Here is a 20,300-nt window from a genome sequence, read left to right on the forward strand (position 1 = left end):
GGCGAAAAAAAAGGGGGGCACCTGCCCCCCCGAGGATTAAGCGGTCGTGTCGAAGGCTGGATCAGCCTTCGATTTCAATCAGGATTTCGCCAGGGTTGACCCGGTCGCCCTTGGCCACGTGAACGGCAGTCACCTTGCCGGCAATCGCTGCCTGCACTTCGGTTTCCATCTTCATCGCTTCGGTGATCAGCACGGCCTGGCCGGCCTTGACCACGTCGCCGGCCTTGACCAGTACGTCGACGATATTGCCCGGCATCGCGGTGCTGACATGGCCCGGCTCGGTGGCTTGCTTGCGCTTGCTGCTGCCGCCGCCGACAAACTCGTTGAGCGGTTCGAACACCACTTCTTCCGGCATGCCGTCGATGGACAGGTAGAAGTGCCGCTTGCCTTCGGCCTTCACGCCGACACCGGTGATGTCCACGCGGTAGCTCTCGCCGTGGACGTCGATGACGAACTCGGTCGGCACCCCTTCGCCACCGGCACGCGCCACGCCGCCGGCTTCAGGGATTGGCAGCAACACTTCTGGAACCAGGGTACCGGCGTCGCGTTCTTCGAGGAACTTGCGGCCAATGTCCGGGAACATGGCGTAGGTCAGCACGTCTTCTTCAGACTTGGCCAACGCACCGATTTCGCCGCGCAGCTTGGTCATTTCCGGCTTGAGCAGGTCGGCCGGGCGTACGTCGATCACTTCTTCGCTGCCGATGGCCTGGCGCCGCAGTTGTTCGTTCACGGTGCCCGGCGCCTTGCCATAGCCGCCTTGCAGGTACAGCTTCACTTCGTTGGTGATGGTCTTGTAGCGCTCGCCGGCCAGCACGTTGAAGAACGCCTGGGTGCCGACGATCTGCGAGGTCGGCGTGACCAGCGGCGGGAAGCCGAGGTCTTCACGCACGCGCGGGATTTCGGCCAGCACTTCGCCCATGCGATTGAGGGCGCCCTGCTCTTTCAACTGGTTGGCGAGGTTGGAAATCATCCCGCCCGGCACTTGGTTGACCTGCACACGCGTGTCGACGGCGGTGAATTCGCTTTCGAACTGGTGATACTTCTTACGCACGGCATAGAAGTACAGGCCGATCTCTTGCAGCAGCTCCAGGTCGAGGCCGGTGTCGAATTCGCTGCCTTTGAGGGCGGCGACCATCGACTCGGTGCCCGGGTGACTGGTGCCCCAGGCGAAGCTGGAGATGGCGGTGTCGATGTGATCGGCACCGTTTTCGATGGCCTTGAGTTGGCACATCGCGGCCAGACCCGCAGTGTCATGGGAATGGATAAAGATCGGCAGGGTCTGCTCGGCTTTCAGCGCCTTGACCAGTTCGCCGGTGGCGTACGGGGTCAGCAGGCCAGCCATGTCCTTGATCGCGATGGAGTCGCAACCCATGGCTTCCAACTGCTTGGCCTGGGCCACGAATGCCTCGACGGTGTGCACCGGGCTGGTGGTGTAGGCGATGGTGCCCTGGGCGTGTTTGCCGGCGGCTTTCACGGCCTCGATGGCAACGCGCAGGTTACGCACGTCGTTCATCGCGTCGAAGATGCGGAACACGTCGATGCCATTCACGGCGGCCTTGGCGACGAAGGCTTTGACCACGTCGTCGCTGTAGTGGCGGTAGCCCAGCAGGTTCTGGCCACGCAGCAGCATTTGCAGGCGCGTGTTGGGCAGTGCGGCGCGCAGTTTGCGCAGGCGCTCCCACGGGTCTTCCTTGAGGAAGCGCACGCATGCATCGAAGGTCGCGCCGCCCCAGACTTCCAGGGACCAGTAGCCGACTTTGTCGAGCTTGTCGCAGATCGGCAGCATGTCGTCGGTGCGCATGCGGGTGGCCAGCAACGATTGATGGGCGTCGCGCAGGATGGTGTCGGTAACGAAGATCTTTTTAGTCATTGGTATCTCCTCATAGCGACAAGTTTCAAGCTACAAGCTGCAAGAAAAAGCCAATCCGCTTTTACTTGTAGCTTGCCGCTGACAACTTGCAGCTGCTTATTTATAAGCCTGCGTGGGCGGCGATGGCGGCGGCGATGGCCAGGGCCAGCTCTTCGGGTTTGCGCTTGATCGAGTAGTTGGTCAGCTCAGGGTGGCTTTCAACGAAACTGGTGTTGAACTGGCCGCTGCGGAATTCCGGATTGCGCAGGATTTCCTGGTAGTAGGCGGCGGTGGTCTTCACGCCTTGCAGGCGCATGTCATCCAGGGCACGCAGGCCGCGGTCCATGGCTTCTTCCCAGGTCAACGCCCACACCACCAGTTTCAGGCACATGGAGTCGTAGAACGGCGGGATGGTGTAGCCGGTGTAGATCGCCGTGTCGGTGCGCACGCCGGGGCCGCCGGGGGCGTAGTAACGGGTGATCTTGCCGAAACTGGGCAGGAAGTTGTTTTTCGGGTCTTCGGCGTTGATCCGGAACTGCAACGCGAAACCACGGTGCTGGATGTCTTCCTGTTTCACCGACAGCGGCAGGCCCGAGGCGATGCGGATCTGCTCACGGACGATGTCGATCCCGGTGATTTCTTCGGTGATGGTGTGTTCCACCTGCACCCGGGTGTTCATCTCCATGAAGTACACCTCGCCCTCGGCGAGCAGGAACTCCACGGTACCGGCGTTCTCGTAGCCCACGGCCTTGGCGGCACGCACCGACAGGTCGCCGATGTAGGCACGCTGTTCCGGAGTCAGCTGAGGGCTGGGGGCGATTTCGATGAGCTTCTGGTTACGACGCTGGATCGAGCAATCGCGCTCGAACAAATGCACCACGTTGCCAAAGCTATCACCCAGGATCTGCGCCTCGATGTGCTTGGGATTGACGATGCATTTTTCCAGGAACACTTCCGCCGAACCGAACGCCTTGGTGGCTTCGGAAATCACGCGGGGGAAGGCTTGTTCGAGTTCTTCGCGGCTGTTGCAGCGACGGATACCGCGACCGCCACCACCGGAGGTGGCCTTGAGCATCACCGGGTAACCAATGCGGTCGCCTTCGGTGAGTGCCTCAGCGATGTCGGCGACGTTGCCTTCGGTACCGGGAGTGACCGGCACACCGGCCTTGATCATGCTGCGGCGCGCTTCAGTCTTGTCGCCCATGCGGCGGATCACTTCAGCGGCCGGGCCGATGAACTTGATTCCACGTTCGGCGCAGATGTCCGCCAGTTCGGCGTTTTCCGACAGGAAGCCATAGCCGGGGTGCAGCGCGTCACAACCGGTTTCCACAGCCAGGTTCACCAGCTTGCGCGGGTTCAGGTAACCGGCCAGGGGCTCGGCACCGATGCTGTGGGCTTCATCCGCACGTTTGACGTGCAACGCGTGGCGGTCGGCGTCGGAGTAGACCGCGACCGAGCGAATGCCCATCTCGGCGCAGGCACGCACGATTCGTACGGCAATTTCACCACGGTTGGCGATCAGGATCTTTTTTATCACTTGGAAATTCCCTTGAGCCGATTGCTGCGTTCTTCGACCCGCTAGACCCGGGTCGACGCGTGACCAAATGTTTCATGACAGTCGCGAGACACACACTAAGCCCGCGGAGGGATTAACAAAAATCAATAATTATTGGGTCGTGCATAAGTAAAGACTTATAGTTGGCCGGACGGCCTCGGGCGAAAGGACTATAAAAATGCGTAAGTCATTGATGCGTATGACATTGCGTCAATTGCAGATCTTCAATGAGGTGTGCGATTTGCGCTCCTATAGCCGCGCTGCCGAGGAAATGTCCCTCACGCAACCGGCCGTCAGCCTGCAAATTCGTCAGCTGGAAGAGCTGATCGGCCAGCCGTTGTTTGATTACGTCGGCAAAAAACTCTACATGACCGAGGCCGCCGAAGCCTTGCAGCGCGCCAGCCGGGATATTTTCGGGCGCCTGGAAAACCTCGATATGCAGCTCTCGGACATGCAGGGTTCGCTGCAAGGCCAGTTGAAGCTGGCGATTGAGTCCAGCGCCAAATACTTCGTGCCGCACCTGTTTGCCGCGTTCAAGCGCCAGCATCCCGAAGTGCAACTGCACCTCACGGTGGTCAACCGCGCCCAGGTGATCCGCAGGCTGTCGGATAACCGGGACGATCTGGTGATCATGTCCATGGTGCCCCAGGACATGGGCCTGGAATTCCTGCCGTTCCTGAACAACCCGATTGTCGCCGTGGCGCGCCTTGACCATCCCTTGAGCCTGCAAGGTCCGCTGCGCCTGCAGGATCTGGAGCCGTACACGCTGCTGGTACGCGAGCAGGGTTCCGGCACGCGGATGGCTTGCGAGGAGTACTTCAAGGAGAAGCGCGTGCACTTCACCCAGACGGTGGAAGTGTCGTCCGCCGAGGCCCAGCGCGAATGTGTGAGCGCAGGTTTGGGCGTGGCCTTGCTGACGCGCCACGCGGTCAACCTGGAACTGGCCACCGGCGGGCTCAAGGAGCTGCCGGTGGAAGAACTGCCGCTGTACCGCAGCTGGTGCCTGGTGCAGGCCAAGGCCAAGCGCCTGTCACCCGTGGCCCACGCGTTCCTGGGCTTTATCCGCAGCGAACGGGTGCAGATCAGCGCGCTGGCTGAGCGTTTCGCTGGGCAGCTACGGGTACCTGCCAATGCAGTTCCGGGTAGTCACTGATGCTTTTGAGCAATTGGCGTTCTTCACAACGGTCTTCGATTGCACGACGGAACGCCATGCGGCGTTGGTCTTCCTGCTGACGGCGGGTTTTTACGGCGCTGTTGCTGTCTTCGTAGGGACGGGCCATTTCGAGTCTCCCAATGCGAGTACGGGAGTTCAGGATGGGCTCTGGCGGTTACGGTTTGGCGGCGGGGGGATGACAGGACGATGAATCTGCTGGAAATACAGGAGATCAAAATGTGGGAGCGGGCTTGCTCGCGAAGGCGGTGGATCAGTTAAAACATCTTTGACTGACACGCCGCCTTCGCGAGCAAGCCCGCTCCCACACAAGCCCAACCCCACATGGCTCCGCGTCCGACCTATCAGTCGTCGAGGGCTTTGACGGACTTGGGCGACAACCGCAGGCTGCGCAAGCTGCGCTTCACGCTCTTGAGGTGGTTGACCAGGCTTGGCCCGCGCGCCATGGCCACGCCCATCGCCAGCACGTCGATCACCACCAGGTGGGCAATCCGCGAGGTCAGCGGCGTATAGATCTCGGTGTCTTCGTGCACATCGATCGCCAGGTTGACCGTGGACAGCTCCGCCAATGGCGTCTGGCTCGGGCACAGGGTGATCAGGGTCGCGCCGCTTTCACGCACCAGGTTGGCGGTGATCAGCAGGTCTTTGGAACGGCCGGACTGGGAAATGCAGATCGCCACGTCGGTGGGCTTCAACGTCACCGCCGACATCGCCTGCATGTGCGGATCGCTGTAGGCCGCCGCCGTCAGCAGCAGTCGGAAGAATTTGTGCTGAGCGTCAGCCGCCACCGCGCCCGAAGCGCCGAAACCATAGAACTCGACACGCTGGGCCTGGGACATGGCCGTCACGGCTTTTTGCAGCTCGATCGGGTCGAGTTTCTCGCGCACTTCCATAAGGGTGTGCAGCGTGGTGTCGAAGATTTTCAGGCTGTAGTCGGCGACGGAATCGTCTTCGTGAATCGCAAACTGCCCGAAGCTCGCACCGGCGGCCAGGCTCTGGGCCAGCTTGAGTTTCAAGTCCTGGAAACCCGAGCAACCGATGGCGCGGCAGAAGCGCACGATGGTCGGCTCGCTGATGCCCACGCTGTGGGCGAGGTCGGCCATGGAACTGTGCATCACGGCCGCAGGATCAAGCAGCACGTGGTCGGCAACCTTGAGTTCCGATTTGCGTAACAGGTGGCGCGACTGGGCGATATGTTGCAACAGGTTCAAAGGGCAGGACTCTTGTTATTGGCAGGTGCCAGGGATGTAGCAAGCTTGTAGTTATACTACAAGAATTGTCGTTTTGCCCGTCTGATGCATCACTAAATCGCCCTGCTGCCCTCTGATTCAAAGGGCAGGCGCTTTGTAGCCCGCAGGGCGGCCTTGGTGCGATCAGGGAAAACCTGCATTTTTCCGTAACAAATCTGCCAGCCCTTGTGCCTGCATCGGCCGGCTGATCAGGTAGCCCTGCACTTCGTCACAACGCTCCAGCCGCAGGAAGTCCAACTGCTGCTGATCTTCCACGCCTTCGGCCACCACTTTCAGCGCCAGGCCATGGGCCATGGCAATGATTGCGCGGGTGATCGCCGCATCTTCGCGGCCCTGGCCGAGGCCACGGATGAAGGTCTGGTCGATCTTCACGTAGTCCACCGGGATGCGCTTGAGGTAGCTGAGGGAGGAATAACCAGTGCCGAAATCGTCGATGGCCAGCTTCACGCCCAGGTCGCGCAACTGCTGGAAGGTCGAGATGATGTGTTCGACGCTGTCGAGCAACTGGCTTTCCGTCAACTCCAGCTCAAGGTATTGCGGGTCCAGCCCGGTTTCTTCGAGGACCTGGCGCACCAGGCTGACCAGCTTGCCCTGGCGCAACTGATGCACCGACAGGTTCACCGACACGCGAATCGGCGCCAGCCCCTGGCGTTGCCACTCACACGCCTGCCAGCAGGCCTGGCGCAGCACGAACTCGCCCAACGGTGCGATCAGGCCGGTCTCTTCGGCCAGGCCGATAAACTCGCCCGGCGGCACCATGCCCCACTGCGGATGCTCCCATCGCACCAGCGCCTCGGCGGCATTCAGCTTGCCGCTGGCCAGGCACAGCTTGGGTTGGTAGAACACCGTGAGCTGGCGCTCGTCGATGGCCTTGCGCAGCTGGTTTTCCAGCTGCAAACGCTCCAGCGTGCTGGCTTGCAGGCTGTCGGTGTAGAACTGGAAGTTATTGCCGCCCAGGTGTTTGGCATGCTGCATGGCCATGTTCGATTGGCTGACCAACGCGGAAATTTCACGCGCATTATCCGGCAGCAGGCTGACGCCCATCGAGGCGCTGACCACCAACTCATGCCCGTCCACCGTCACCGGCACCCGCAGCTTGGCCAGCAGCCGGGTGGCCACGCGTGCCAGGCTCGACAGGCTGCCGTATGCGTCGAACAGCACGGCGAATTCATCGCCGGACAAGCGCGCAATGGTGTCCGCCTCGGGCAAGGCGTTGATCAGGCGCCGTGACATTTTTTGCAGCAATTGGTCGGCGACTTCATGGCCGAGGCTGTCATTGAGCAGCTTGAAACGGTCCAGGTTGATGTGCAGCAACGCCAGGCTACGCCCGCCCAGACGCACCCGTGAGTGAGCTTCGCGCAGGCGTTCGCGGAACAGCGAGCGGTTGGCCAGGCCGGTCAGCTCGTCATAGTGGGTGAGGTAGCGCATGCGCTCTTCGGACTCGCGGCGCGCGGATAGATCGGCGAAAAAGCCCACGATATGGCTGACTTTTCCCCGAACATCGCGCACCACATTCAATTGCAGCCACTGCGGGTACAGCTCGCCATTCTTGCGCGTTTCCACCAGCTCGCCCTGCCAGGTGCCGTGGCTGAGCAACGCCTGGCGGATCACCGGGAAGTGCCGGCGCGCATCGCGGCTGCTGGGCAGCTCGACGACGTTGCGCCCGAGCATGTCGTCGATCTCAAACCCGGTGACGCGGCTGAACGCCTGGTTGACCGCGATCAACTTGTAGTCCGGGTCCAGAATCACGATGCCTTCGCTGGCCGCCTCGAATACCGTCGACGCAAGCCGCTGCTGTTCTTCCAGGACCTTGCCGGCACTGATGTCGCGGCGTGTACCGAGCATGCGCGTGACCCGGCCACTGGGCGCACGCTCGACGGCGCGGCCACGGTCTTCGATCCAGACCCAGTGGCCGGCACCGTGACGCACGCGGTACTCGACTTGATAGTCCTCGCTGCGGCCCTTGAGGTGCTCGACCAGCGCGCGCTTGAGCAACGGCAAGTCATCGGGGTGCAGGCGCGGCTTGAGGTGGCTGAGCATCGCCGTGACGTACTCGGGCTCCAGGCCAAACAGTTCCTTGAGTTGAGTGTGGTGGACTTCGTCGGTTTGCAGATTCCAGTCCCACAGGCCCAGTTCGCTGGCTTGCAACGCCATGGCCAGGCGCGCTTCGCTTTTATTCAGGGCGAGGCTGGCGGCGTCGAGTTCCTGGCTGCGTTGCGCCACCCGGTCTTGCAGGCCGGTCTGGGCGTTGCGCAGTTCCTGTTCGATCTGGCGACGCTGTTCGACTTCGCGCACCAGGTCTTGATTCAACTGCTCGCTGCGCTGCTGCGCCTGCTGCAGATGTTCGATCAGCGCCTGGTTCTGGAAGCGCCGCAGCAGCCCGCGCTGGATCAGGCGGTTGACTTGCCACGCCACCACGCTCAAGGAGGCCAGCAGGATCAGGCCGAGCACGCCCCAGCCTTGCTGCTGCGGGGCGCCGTTCCAGAACAGATAGACAATCGCCGGCACCAGGCACGGCACGGCAAACGACAAGAACGCCGGCAGGCTCACGGCGTAGGCCACGCTGGCCGACAGCGTTGCGGCGCCGATCAGGCCGAATACCCACGCCTGCTGCATAAAGCTGTCCGCTGGCACCAGGGCGATGGCGGCGATGGCCAGGGTCAGGCCGCTGACCGCCGAGCCGAGCATGAACATGCGTCGCCACACCGGCTGCGCCTGGCGGCTGGGCATCGCCGAATCAAACGCCGCCACCTGGATCACCCGCATCGCGACCAGCGCCAGCAGCCAGACCAGCCAGATGCTGTCCAGCAGGTATTGCTTGGGGTTCCACAGCAACCAGGCGCAGACCAGGCCATTGATCAGCATCAACAAGGTGGGCAGCAACGAGCCCTGATACAGCAGGCGCGTGCGTTCGACCGCCATCTCGGTGGCGTACTGCTTGCGGATAACCTGCGCCGGCGCCACCGAGGGGCTGAGCAGGTCGGTACTGAGGGTCATAGGCAGTGTTCTTATAATGGTGAGCCCGAAACGTCGACGGAGCATACACAAGCAAAGGTCTGCGCCAAACTGCTCCACGTCATAAAATCCCCCAGGATTTACCTGCAAACCATGGGGCCAGACCCCTCGAGCGAGGCGTGGCGGGGCCTGGACCCTATGACCGACCGGTCATCCGCCCCGGCAGAATTATCGACCATCCGGCATTGGGGTTTGCCCCACTCCGCCGAGGGCCATAGAATGCGCCGATGCGCGATGATCTCTCCCTTTTGCTGAACTCCCTCAACGATGCCCAACGCCAGGCCGTAGCGGCCCCCGTTGGCCGTCAGTTGGTCCTGGCCGGTGCCGGCTCCGGTAAAACCCGAGTGCTGGTGCACCGTATCGCCTGGTTGATCCAGGTCGAAAACGCGTCGCCCCATTCGATCCTGTCGGTGACCTTCACCAACAAGGCCGCTGCCGAGATGCGCCATCGCATCGAGCAGTTGATGGGCATCAGCCCGGCCGGCATGTGGGTCGGCACCTTCCACGGCCTGGCACACCGCCTGTTGCGGGCGCACTGGCAGGAAGCGGGCCTGGCCCAGACCTTCCAGATCCTGGACAGCGATGACCAGCAACGCCTGGTCAAGCGGGTGATCCGCGAGCTGGGCCTCGACGAACAGCGCTGGCCGGCGCGCCAGGCACAGTGGTTCATCAACGGCCAGAAAGACGAAGGCCTGCGCCCGCAGCACATCCAGGCCAGCGGCGACATGTTCCTGGCCACCATGCGCAGCATCTATGAAGCATACGAAGCGGCCTGCGCGCGCGCCGGGGTGATCGACTTCTCCGAGCTGCTGCTGCGCGCCCTCGACCTGTGGCGCGACAACCCGGGCTTGCTGGCCCATTACCAGAAGCGCTTCCGGCACATCCTGGTGGACGAGTTCCAGGACACCAACGCCGTGCAATACGCCTGGTTGCGCCTGCTGGCCAAGGGCGGCGACAGCCTGATGGTGGTGGGCGACGACGACCAGTCGATCTACGGCTGGCGTGGCGCGAAAATCGAGAACATCTACCAGTATTCCGAAGATTTCCCGGACGCCGTCACCATCCGCCTGGAGCAGAACTACCGCTCCACCGCCGGTATCCTCAAGGCCGCCAACGCCTTGATCGCCAACAACACCGGGCGCCTGGGCAAAGAGCTGTGGACCGACGGCGGCGAAGGCGAGGCGATCAACCTGTACGCCGCATTCAACGAGCACGATGAAGCACGCTATGTGGTGGAAACCATCGAGAGCGCACTGAAAACCGGCCTCGCCCGCAGCGACATCGCCATCCTTTACCGCTCCAACGCCCAATCGCGGGTGCTGGAAGAAGCCTTGCTGCGCGAACGCATCCCGTACCGCATCTATGGCGGCCAGCGCTTCTTCGAGCGCGCCGAAATCAAGAACGCCATGGCCTACCTGCGCTTGCTGGAAGGGCGTGGCAACGATGCGGCGCTGGAGCGGGTGATCAATATCCCGGCGCGTGGCATCGGCGAGAAAACCGTCGAAGCGATCCGCGACCACGCGCGCCACGCCGATGTGTCGATGTGGGAAGCCATGCGCTTGCTCATCGCCAATAAAGGCCTGACCGGGCGCGCAGCCGGAGCGCTGGGGGTGTTTGTCGAGCTGATCGAGAACCTCGCCGCCAAATGCGCCGAAATGCCGCTGCATTTAATGACGCAGACGGTGATCGAACAGTCCGGGCTGATCGCCTATCACGAAGCGGAAAAAGGCGAGAAAGGCCAGGCTCGGGTAGAAAACCTTGAGGAACTGGTCAGCGCCGCCCGTGCGTTCGAAAACACCGAGAATGAAGAAGACCTCACGCCGCTCGCCGCCTTCCTTGGCCATGCTTCGCTTGAAGCCGGGGATGCTCAGGCCGACGAGCATGAGGACAGCATCCAGCTGATGACCTTGCACAGCGCCAAGGGCCTGGAATTCCCGTATGTGTTCCTGGTGGGCATGGAAGAAGGCCTGTTCCCCCACAAGATGAGCCTGGAAGAACCCGGCCGCCTTGAGGAAGAGCGCCGCCTGGCCTACGTGGGCATTACCCGGGCGATGCAGAACCTGGTGATGACCTACGCCGAGACACGACGCCTGTACGGCAGCGAGACCTACAACAAGGTGTCACGCTTCGTACGCGAGGTGCCGAAGGGGCTGATCCAGGAAGTACGCCTGTCCAACAGCGTCAGCCGCCCGTTCGGTGGCGGCCAGCAGCAGAGCGCAAGCAGCTTGTTCGCCGGTTCCGCGATCCCGGAAACCGCGTTCAGCCTGGGCCAGCAGGTCAAGCATGCGATCTTTGGCGAAGGCGTGATCCTCAACTTCGAAGGCGCCGGTGCGCAGGCACGGGTGCAGGTCAACTTCGCCGAAGGCAGCAAGTGGCTGATGATGGGCTACGCGAAGCTCGAAGCAATCTGACACATATCCCTAGGATGAAGGTTATTGGCCCGCCCTTGTAATTCACGAGCGCGGGCCAATATCTGTAATAAGTCCTACGGACACTTCCGAATCCGTCCTACGCAAAAGCCCGAAACATTATGTCGCTAGCCACTGTCACGACACCTGTGCAACATGGCGCGCGTGCAATCCACAAATGGGAATTCCCTTTATGAAACGTTTTCTTAGCATCGCCATGGCGTTGTGCATCGGCCTGACGATGAGCCTCGACGCCAACGCCAAGCGCTTCGGTGGCGGCAAAAGTTCGGGCGCAGCACCGACTCACCAGACCAGCCAAATGGCTCCATCCGCCGGTGGCATGGGCGGTGCAGCCGCGACCGCAGGCGCAGCCGGTGCCGCTGGCGCCGCTGCCAAGGCTGGCGGTGCTTCGCGCTGGCTGGGCCCTCTGGCCGGCATCGCGGCCGGTGGCCTGCTCGCTTCCATGTTCATGGGCGGCGGCTTCCAGGGCATGCAGATCTTCGACATTCTGATCCTGGCGGTCATCGCCTTTGTGATCTTCCGCTTTATCGCCGCCCGTCGCCGCAAGCAGCAGGAGCACATGGCTCCAGCCGGTGCGCCGATGCAGCGTGAAGTGTTCGAGCAAAAGCCTGCCATGGGCTCGATCTTCGGCGGCGGTTCGCCAGCCGCTGCTGCCCGTCCGGTGATCAACGCACCGGCGTGGTTCAACGAAGAGCGTTTCGTCGAAGCAGCCCGCAGTCACTTCCAGTCCCTGCAACAGCACTGGGACGCCAACGAAATGGACAAGATCGCCGAGTTCGTGACCCCGCAATTGCTGGAGTTCCTCAAGCGCGAACGCGCTGAGCTGGGCGATGCGTTCCAGTCGACCTACATCGACGACCTGCGCGTGCAACTGGACGGTGTGGATGACCGCGCCGACAAGACCATCGCCACCCTGACATTCAGCGGCGTGTCGAAAAACTCGCGCTTTGACCAGGGCGAAGTGTTCAGCGAAAGCTGGAACATGGAACGCCCACAAGGTGAAAACCAGCCTTGGCTGGTCGCCGGTATCCGCCAGAACGGCTGATCACCTGGCGCCTTGAGCGCGCAGTAAACGACCCCGGCGGTGTATGCAAATACACCGCCGGGGTCTTTTTTTGCCGGGCGGAAATGCGTTGCGGTTTTTACTGGATTAATGAGAAACATTCTCATTATACTCGTGCCCTCTCCCGGTTCTGCCCGAGCATAGGAACGTGCCGCCGTGCTGGAAAAACTCTTCAATCAACACGCATCCGCGCTGCATCGCTACCTGTTGCGCAAAAAATGCACACCCAGCCTGGCCTCGGACCTGGTGCAGGACACCTTCCTGCGCATCGCCCAGCTGGAGAACGTGGAACGCATCCTGTGTGCGCCGTCCTACCTGTTTCGCGTCGCGCACAACCTCATGATCGACCACCATCGCCGCTACGGTGAAAAGCGCTTCGACAACGATGCCGCCGCCTATTTCGATACGTTGGTGGATGAGGCCAGCGGCCCGGAAGAACAGGCCCTCGACGCCCTTGCCCTGGAACAACTGGAAAGCCTGCTGGAGCGCATGCCAGAACGTACCCGTGACATCTTCCTGCTGTGCCGGGTCGAGGGCATGACGCACAAAGAGACCGCCCGCTATTTACGGATTTCCACAAGCTCTGTACAAAAACACATGGCGATGGCGCTGGCCAGGATTGGCAAGGCGCTTGACCCAGACCAGGAGGGCTAAGCCTTGGGTCTCTTGCAAAGCGATAAGGTAAACAGTCAGAACCGTGAATGCTTCCCCACAAACGACCGACCCGTTGGAGCGCAAAGCTGCCGATTGGGTGATGCGTCATCGACAAGGCCAGCTGTCGGCGCGTGAGCTAGAAGCTTTTCAGCGTTGGCAGGAAGCCGACCCCAGGCATGCCGCCGCTGCCGGTCGGGCGGATCGCGCCTGGCGCGCCACCGCCGCGCTCAAACGCCGCCCAGGCTATGTCAAACCGCAGCGCCCGCCACGCAGCCTCTGGACACGCGGGACAGCCACCAGTGCTGTCGGCGCCCTCGCGCTGGGGTGCTGGATGCTGCTTGCACCGCCCTTCTGGCTGCAAGCGTTGAACAGCGACTATCACACCGGTTTCGGCGAGGTTCGCCACATCACCCTGGCGGATGGCAGCCAGGTTGAACTGGGCAGCCACAGCATCCTGAACATCGCCTATGACGATCAGACCCGCCTGGTGAACCTGAGCCAGGGCGAAGCGGTGTTCACCCCATCGCCAATCAATGATCAGGAACGCCGCCCGTTTACCGTGCGCGCCCCCGGCGCCGACATCACCGCACGCGGCACGCGCTATCTGGTCGGTATCGGCCAGGAGCGTGAAGGCTGGGTTGGGGTGTTGCAGCATAAGGTCGAGGTCAATCTCACCCCTGCCCAGCGCGATGACGTGGCCGGGTCCGCGCTGCTGGAGCAAGGCAACAGCCTGCGCTTCAGCCCGAAAGCCGGGTTGGTGCCGCTCACCACGCACCCGGATGAACTGGCCAGCTGGCAGGAAGGTCGCCTGGTGTTCCAGCGCGAAGCGTTGGGCGATGCCGTGGCGCGCATCAACCGCTATCGGCCGGGGCTGATCGTAGTCAAAGGCGACACATTGCGCGCCGTGCCAATCAGTGCGGTGATGCGCCTGGACAACCTCGACGACGCCGTCAAACGCCTCGCACAGCAAGCCCACGGGCGCATTCTCGACCTGCCCGGGCTCGCGCTGATCTACTGAAAGGCCGCGTCTGCGGGCCTTTTGACATCATTCATATATAAAACGCGATACATAGACCATATCGATCTATCGCGTTTTGACTGCTGCTGCGTTTCTACTACATGTGAATAACTCTTATTTGCTTTAGTGAGGCCGGTTTTGCAGATGCAACAGAACCACAAGAAGCGCAAGGCAACCCATCGCACTCGGCTGAGCCTGGGGATTCAGCTCGCCGTGTTCGCGCTGGCCGCCGACGCCGCCGACATCCATCCGCTGCAAACTCGCCCGGCCAACAGCGCGGCCCAGGTGCAACCCCAAAGTACGTATCACGACTTCGACGTTCCCGCCCTGTCACTGGACGAAGGCCTGGTCCTGCTGGCGCGCCAAGCCGGCGTCGAGGTGTACCTGGGCAGCAATGACCTCACCGGCACCTACGGCAACCCGGTCAAGGGCCGGCTATCGCTGGAAGCCGCGCTGCAACAACTGCTCGCCAACCAGGCGCTGACCTACAGCCTGGGCAACCAGCCCGAGCGGCCGATCATCCAGGTGCAACCCGCGCCGGGCATGAGCGGCATCCAGCAAGGCGACCTGCACCCGATCTACGTGCACGGCCTGGATGGCAAGGAGTCCCGCGACGAAAAAGGCTACAACGACATCTACGATCAGGACGTGTCCTCGGTGTATTCCGGCAAGGAACAGATCGAACGCTACAAAGGCGCCGCCCCCGCCGATATGTTCAAGGGCATGCTCAACGTCTACAGCGGTGACGGTCGCAACAGCGGCGCACTGGACCCGAACGTGCGTGGCATCCAGGGCCCCGGCCGCGTGCCGCTGACCATCGATGGCACCGAGCAGGCGCTGACGGTGTATCGCGGCTACATGGGCGCCAACAACCGCAATTACATCGACCCCAACCTGATCGGCAGTATCAAGGTGCTCAAGGGCCCGAACCTGGAGCGCAACGTCTATAGCGGCGTGGGTGGCGCGGTAGTTGCCAACACCCTGAACGTGGATGACATCCTCAAGGACGGCCAGGCATTCGGCGGCGAGCTGAAGGTGGAAGGCAGCAACAACTCGGTGTCGCCCAAGCTGCCGCACTTGATGACCGGCCAAAGCCCGCCCGCCGACTATCAGTACATCCCGATCTCGTCCTACTACGACCCGTCGTTGTACAAGCACCCACGCACCAGCCGCGACAACAACCTGATCACCGGCGGCGACTCGGCCTATCGCCTGGCCCTCGGCACCCGCCAGGAAAAATTCGAACTGCTCGCCGCCTACGCCTACCGCGAAAAGGGCAACCACTACGCGGGCAAGAACAAAAGCGGGTTCTACGCCACCGGCGAACAGGTCAACGGCCAGTTCGACTACATCCCCAATCTGGCCAACATCTACAAGCCGGGCGATGAAGTGCCCAACACCTCCAGCAAGATGGAGTCCTGGCTGGCCAAGGCCAAGCTCAAGATCGACGACGACCAATCCCTGGAGTTCGGCTACCGCGACACCGATTCGCTGTACGGCGAAATCCTGCCGTCACGCATTTCGTTCTTCCGCCCCGGCGACCAGTTCGATGCCGAATCCAGCGGCGTGCCGCAGTGGCCCCTGAGCCATGTGCAGAGCAAAGCCTACAACCTGGAATACAACCTCAAGCCCGAGGGCAACCCGTGGGTGGATTTCTATTCCAACCTCTGGGCCACCAATACCCAAAGCGACACCTACTCAAGTGGCGGCGTGCCCAACGCCACCAGCGCCGCCGACCCGGTGTTCAGGAATACCGCTGTCGCCAATGCCCAACATGACCGGGCCGGGGTGACCGTCAGCAACAAACTCAAGTTGATCGACAGCCTGAACCTGACCCTGGGCGCGAGCTACCAACATGAGAAGTTGGGTTCCAAAGACAACTATTACGACGCAGCGATCTTCGACACCTTGCGCATGAACCCGCGCGCGGGACGCCGTGAAGAAAAGGAATACAACTTCAATTTCGAGTGGCGACCGGTGAGTTTTGCCAAGTTCACCGCAGGCGCGCGCTATTCATCGTATTGGGCGTTTGATGACTACTTGAAAGAAACCCAAGACAAAAGCGGCGCAACCACGCAGTGGGTCAATACGGCCTATCGCGTGGATTACACCACGCGCAAAACATTGACGGATGCTGAATGGAATGCCGCCGTTGATAAGAAAGTTGCCGACCTCAACGCCGCATTTGATCTGTTTGGCATTCCGCCGGAGTTCCGCATCATTGATGTAAAGCAGTTGCAGGCAGAAACGCCGCGGGTTGAAGACACCCAACTTCGGGCTGTGTGGAATGCGGATGATAAAGGGCGCCTCGCCCGTTATAACGACCCGTGCATTCTGGCGGCCAATGCGGGCCAGAATGTCGTGTCTTGCGGCGTGTCCGATACCGGCATTGGCTACCAAAAAGACGTGACGGCCAAACATCAGAAAGACAGCGCCTGGGCGCCGACACTTTCCGGTACGTTCTACACCTCCGACAACGGTCGGGTTTACATCCGCTACAGCGAGGCCATCCGCTACCCGAGCATGTTTGAAAGTACCTTGGGCTTTTCCTCCTCTCTCAACCCATGGGGGCTTGAACCCGAACACGCCTATAACTATGAGGCCGCGTATATCCATAACCTGGCCGGGTGGGGCGGCAGTGAACGCGCCGACGTCAAACTGACCTATTACCACAACACCACCAAAAACGTGATTGAACGCAGCCCGGAACTGGTGTTCAGCAACGTTGAAAAACAGACCACATCCGGCCTTGAGTTTCAGGGGCGTTATGACAGTGGGCGGTTCTTCACTGACCTGAGCGTCGCCCATGTGTTGAAGAACCGGGTGTGCGATGAGAGGTCGGCCATCACTATTACACCCGACGGCAGTACACCAAACTGCGTAGATGACGGCTTTGTCGGTGGTTACCTGGCGAGCATGTCGCAACCCGAATGGTCGGCCAACCTCGGGCTGGGCGGTCGATTTTTCAACCGTAAGCTGGAAGTTGGCGGGCGCGCCATTTATTACCGCCAACACGAAAACAAGTTTAATAAAAACTACCCCAACAGCCCCATGGTCAGTTACTACATCAATACACCGATGTCGTGGGACAAGATTGTCACGTATGACGCTTATATCAATTACAAGTTAACCGACGACGCCTCGATCGAACTCACCGGCACCAACTTGAGCAATCTCTATTACGTCGACCCACTGACACGCTCGGCCATGCCCGCGCCGGGGCGCACATTAAAACTCGGCTTTACCACTACGTTCTAACTTATGAGGTGCACCATGGGAGGCTAAAGAAGAAATTGGCAAATGCTCTACGTGTTGACTTAATTAAATTCACTCAATGGAACATGAAATGAAAACTTTTAACTACACCGTACTGGCAGTGGCTTTTCTTGGTTTGGCTGGCGTTGCTCAAGCAGATACTTCTTCCGGTCAAAGTTATGACGGCACCATCGTTGTAGATGGCTCCAGCGGCACGGGCACTACCAATCACCCGGGTGCAGCGGGCCAACCTGCCGTGGGCGTAAAAGCCTTTTACAACGGCGCAAAAGTGACGTTTGCCGGCCTGAAAGGCATGGTCCCCACCGACACCAACGGCGTCACCACCATTACCCCGGCAATGATGCCAGCCTCCCACTCTGCACTGGGCAATTTCGACTTCAAGCAAGTCGCCAGCCAGCAGGTGTACTACGGCGAGTGGTCGCAGAACGGCACCCACAACGATCCGACTCGCGTCGTGTACTACTCCGGCGACACCACCGGCCGTGTGCTGCCCACCACCAGCGTGACCTACGCGGTGCAGGGCATCAACAACTACTCCGGGGCTAACCTGCTGTCCGGCGACCTGACCGCTACCTTCGGCACCGCATCGCCCACGCTCACCGGTTCGCTGACCAACGCCGCGCTGAAAGTCGGGATTTCGGCCAACATCAACACCGCCACCGCCGGTTTCAGCGGCAGCGCCATTGCCCAGAACCCGACCACCAGCGCAGTGCTGGCAGCCGGCACCACCCAAGGCAGCTTCTTCGGTGCAGGCTCCACCGCGTCGCTGGCCGGTATCGCCAAGTTCACCAACCGCAACTACGACACCGCTTTCGGCGGCGTAGCCAAGTAACTGCGGCTTGCACTGACGTAGCACCACGAAGCAAGTGCCTGGCCTCCAGGCACTTGCTTTTGGCGTTTTGAAGCGATCTCGAGAGCCCGGTAATGCCCCAGCCCTACTGCAAGCGATCCCTCACGTTGCATGTTTTGCCCCTTTCCCTGCTGCTGTTCACGGCCCCGACGGTGTTCGCCGCCGACCAGGACACCAACCTGCGCCTGAACCAGAGCATCGAATACCGCGCCAACAAGCAAGAGCGCGAGTTGCTCAAGGATGAACTGCCGAGTGACGGTGCCGCGCCGTCGCTGACTATCGACGGCCAGGTCTACAGCGTCGGCAACAACCTCGACGAGCTGGGCCGCGCGGTGTACCTGAGCGTCGAGCGCCAGCAATGGCCGCAAGCCCGCGACTATCTCAAGCGCTACACCGCCCTGCCCGGCCACGACCCGATGCTCACCGCCTACGCCAACGGCGGCCTGGCCCGCGCCGATGGCGACCTGGAAACCGCCGAACGCTATTACCAGGACCTGCTGGCTATCCAGCCCGATTTCCTGCCCGGTCGCCTGGAGTTGGCACGGGTACAGTTCGAGAACCGCAAGGATCGCGACTCCAAAGCCGTGTTCGAACAGATCAGCAGCAGCCTCAGCCCGTCGGACGCCCAAGCCATGGGCCTGGGCAAGACCGTCGACAGTTTCATCCAGGCCCTGGACCATCGCGAAGACTGGCAAGGCTCATTCGCCATCGGCCCGACCTGGAGCGACAACCTCAACCAGTCCTCCGAAGGCAGCGTGACCTACCGCTATGAGACCGCTGAAGAGACCTACGTGGTCAAGCAATCCCTGCCCAAGGCGGTGTCGGCCCACGGCCAGGACTATGAGGCCACGCTCAACAAACGCATCTCCATCAGCGGCCATCACGGGCTGTTCGTGCGTTCGCTGCTGTACGGCCAAGCGTACGAAAAAGAGAGCAAGTACAACGAAGCCACCGTGATCAACAACGCCGGCTACAGCTACCACGATGCGCGCAACCAGTACGCATTCGGGCCCTCGTACGAGTTCAACACAATCGGCGACAACGCCATGTACAGCGCCTGGGGCCTGCGCGGCGAGTGGATTCACACACTCTCGGCCACACGTATGTTCAAACTCGAAGGCGAGTACAAGGACATGACGTACAAACACTCGATCAACAGTAACCTCGACGGCGGTATCAGCTCGGTCTACGCCACCCTGTGGCAAGTCTTGCCCCAGCAATGGACGCTGTTCGGCGGCGTCGACATCACCGAACGCGACGCCCGGGACCGCGTCGCGGCGTACCTGCAAAAAGGTGTGCGCCTGGGCATCACCAAGGACTTCGATATAGGCGTGAGTGCCGTGCTGTTTGCCTCGTACCGTAAGCGTCAATACGATGCCTACAGCGCAATCGTCGATGGCACACGGGAAGAGAATGAGCAGGGCTACACCTTCATCCTACGTGCGCCAAGACTGGCGGTGTACGACGTGGTTCCCAGCATCACCGTCAAGTACAACAAGGTGCAGAGCAACATCGACTGGATTTATTCCTACGACAAAAACAGCATTAGCCTAAAGCTGGAGAAACAGTTCTAATCCGCCGCTGTCACAGGGATTGTGCTTGTGCCGGAATATCTATTTCACGGTTGCACTTATAGCGAGCTACTGTATAAAACGCCCCTATAAACCGCGCCATCAGCAAGAGGATCCCGGCCGTGGAAGAAATCATCGAACAATTGCGTGAAGCCAACGAACCGGTCCCGGTTCCTCTGGAACTGCCTGACGAAGACCAACTGGTGGAAATCGAAGAACAACTGTTCATCGACATCCCGTTTGTCTTCCGTGAATTCCTGCTGACCGTCAGCGACGTGGTGTACGGCAGCCTGGAGCCGGTGACCGTCACCGACCCGCAGTCCCACACCTACCTGCCGGACGTGGCCGCCAACGCCTGGGACGCCGGCGTCGATCGCAGCATGATCCCGATCTGCCAGGACGGCGACGACTACTACTGCGTCGAGGAAGACGGCACCGTGGTGCTGTGGTCCGGCGAAGAAGAACTGGTCACCGAAGAAACCTGGGAATCGGTCTGGCACTGGGCGCGGGACGTCTGGCTGGAAAGCTGATCCAGAGCGTGCTTGTGGCGAGGGAGCTTGCTCCCGCTGGGCTGCTTTGCAGCCCCCCGACATTAGCCA

General features: G+C 61.2%; 14 protein-coding genes. 9 read left to right on the forward strand and 5 right to left on the reverse strand.

All coding sequences use genetic code 11. The annotated features are described in order from the left end of the window. Positions 1-61 precede the first annotated feature (61 nt). Both oadA and IB241_RS09060 read right to left on the reverse strand, forming a co-directional pair. Positions 62-1,870: a sodium-extruding oxaloacetate decarboxylase subunit alpha gene (gene oadA, locus IB241_RS09055; protein WP_192298075.1), complete on the reverse strand. Its 1,809-nt coding sequence runs from the start codon at positions 1,868-1,870 to the stop codon at positions 62-64. A gap of 100 nt (positions 1,871-1,970) precedes the next feature. After that, positions 1,971-3,386, reverse strand: coding sequence for an acetyl-CoA carboxylase biotin carboxylase subunit (locus IB241_RS09060; RefSeq protein ID WP_010565910.1), 1,416 nt, complete (start codon positions 3,384-3,386; stop codon positions 1,971-1,973). Positions 3,387-3,582: 196 nt separating this feature from the next. Between IB241_RS09060 and IB241_RS09065 the strand changes: the two genes are divergently transcribed. Next, the gene (locus IB241_RS09065; protein ID WP_192298076.1) at positions 3,583-4,557 is read left to right on the forward strand and encodes a LysR family transcriptional regulator; all 975 of its coding nucleotides are present in this window, start codon (positions 3,583-3,585) and stop codon (positions 4,555-4,557) included. Here the strand turns inward: IB241_RS09065 and IB241_RS09070 are convergent. The 3 genes from IB241_RS09070 to IB241_RS09080 form a co-directional block, all read right to left on the reverse strand. After that, entirely contained in the window at positions 4,487-4,684 is a 198-nt protein-coding gene (locus IB241_RS09070) for a PA3496 family putative envelope integrity protein (RefSeq protein WP_192298077.1), read from the reverse strand. The genes IB241_RS09065 and IB241_RS09070 overlap by 71 nt on opposite strands. A gap of 235 nt (positions 4,685-4,919) precedes the next feature. Next, positions 4,920-5,786, reverse strand: coding sequence for a transcriptional regulator HexR (hexR, locus tag IB241_RS09075; RefSeq protein ID WP_017739023.1), 867 nt, complete (start codon positions 5,784-5,786; stop codon positions 4,920-4,922). A 162-nt stretch (positions 5,787-5,948) separates the two neighbouring features. Continuing rightward, a complete protein-coding gene (locus tag IB241_RS09080) occupies positions 5,949-8,822 on the reverse strand; it encodes an EAL domain-containing protein (RefSeq protein WP_192298078.1) in 2,874 nt (957 codons plus the stop codon). 245 nt (positions 8,823-9,067) lie between these two features. On the opposite strand from IB241_RS09080, the gene uvrD reads away from it, so the two are divergent. From uvrD to IB241_RS09120, 8 genes are all read left to right on the forward strand, one after another. Then, positions 9,068-11,251: a DNA helicase II gene (gene uvrD / locus IB241_RS09085; RefSeq protein WP_192298079.1), complete on the forward strand. Its 2,184-nt coding sequence runs from the start codon at positions 9,068-9,070 to the stop codon at positions 11,249-11,251. A gap of 190 nt (positions 11,252-11,441) precedes the next feature. Beyond that, positions 11,442-12,314, forward strand: a complete 873-nt coding sequence (locus IB241_RS09090; protein ID WP_192298080.1) for a Tim44 domain-containing protein — start codon at positions 11,442-11,444, stop codon at positions 12,312-12,314. 174 nt (positions 12,315-12,488) lie between these two features. Then, positions 12,489-12,986, forward strand: coding sequence for an RNA polymerase sigma factor (locus IB241_RS09095; RefSeq protein ID WP_192298081.1), 498 nt, complete (start codon positions 12,489-12,491; stop codon positions 12,984-12,986). A gap of 43 nt (positions 12,987-13,029) precedes the next feature. Next, a complete protein-coding gene (locus tag IB241_RS09100) occupies positions 13,030-14,004 on the forward strand; it encodes a FecR family protein (RefSeq protein ID WP_318652591.1) in 975 nt (324 codons plus the stop codon). 144 nt (positions 14,005-14,148) lie between these two features. Further along, the gene (locus tag IB241_RS09105) at positions 14,149-17,262 is read left to right on the forward strand and encodes a TonB-dependent receptor domain-containing protein (RefSeq protein WP_225595367.1); all 3,114 of its coding nucleotides are present in this window, start codon (positions 14,149-14,151) and stop codon (positions 17,260-17,262) included. A gap of 88 nt (positions 17,263-17,350) precedes the next feature. Further along, the gene (locus tag IB241_RS09110) at positions 17,351-18,112 is read left to right on the forward strand and encodes a Slam-dependent surface lipoprotein (RefSeq protein WP_192298083.1); all 762 of its coding nucleotides are present in this window, start codon (positions 17,351-17,353) and stop codon (positions 18,110-18,112) included. Between the two features lie 134 nt (positions 18,113-18,246). Beyond that, the gene (locus tag IB241_RS09115; RefSeq protein WP_225595369.1) at positions 18,247-19,704 is read left to right on the forward strand and encodes a porin family protein; all 1,458 of its coding nucleotides are present in this window, start codon (positions 18,247-18,249) and stop codon (positions 19,702-19,704) included. Between the two features lie 119 nt (positions 19,705-19,823). Continuing rightward, the gene (locus IB241_RS09120) at positions 19,824-20,231 is read left to right on the forward strand and encodes an SMI1/KNR4 family protein (protein WP_017739032.1); all 408 of its coding nucleotides are present in this window, start codon (positions 19,824-19,826) and stop codon (positions 20,229-20,231) included. Positions 20,232-20,300: the final 69 nt, after the last annotated feature.

This window comes from Pseudomonas sp. PDM05, from assembly GCF_014851685.1.
GTDB lineage: Bacteria > Pseudomonadota > Gammaproteobacteria > Pseudomonadales > Pseudomonadaceae > Aquipseudomonas.

Bases quoted from the DNA above. Each gene is read 5' to 3' on its own strand.
- oadA (WP_192298075.1), bottom strand. From the start codon at position 1,870: ATGACTAAAAAGATCTTCGTTACCGACACCATCCTGCGCGACGCCCAT.
- IB241_RS09065 (WP_192298076.1), top strand. From the start codon at position 3,583: ATGCGTAAGTCATTGATGCGTATGACATTGCGTCAATTGCAGATCTTC.
- IB241_RS09070 (WP_192298077.1), bottom strand. From the start codon at position 4,684: ATGGCCCGTCCCTACGAAGACAGCAACAGCGCCGTAAAAACCCGCCGT.
- IB241_RS09080 (WP_192298078.1), bottom strand. From the start codon at position 8,822: ATGACCCTCAGTACCGACCTGCTCAGCCCCTCGGTGGCGCCGGCGCAG.
- uvrD (WP_192298079.1), top strand. From the start codon at position 9,068: ATGCGCGATGATCTCTCCCTTTTGCTGAACTCCCTCAACGATGCCCAA.
- IB241_RS09090 (WP_192298080.1), top strand. From the start codon at position 11,442: ATGAAACGTTTTCTTAGCATCGCCATGGCGTTGTGCATCGGCCTGACG.
- IB241_RS09105 (WP_225595367.1), top strand. From the start codon at position 14,149: ATGCAACAGAACCACAAGAAGCGCAAGGCAACCCATCGCACTCGGCTG.
- IB241_RS09110 (WP_192298083.1), top strand. From the start codon at position 17,351: ATGAAAACTTTTAACTACACCGTACTGGCAGTGGCTTTTCTTGGTTTG.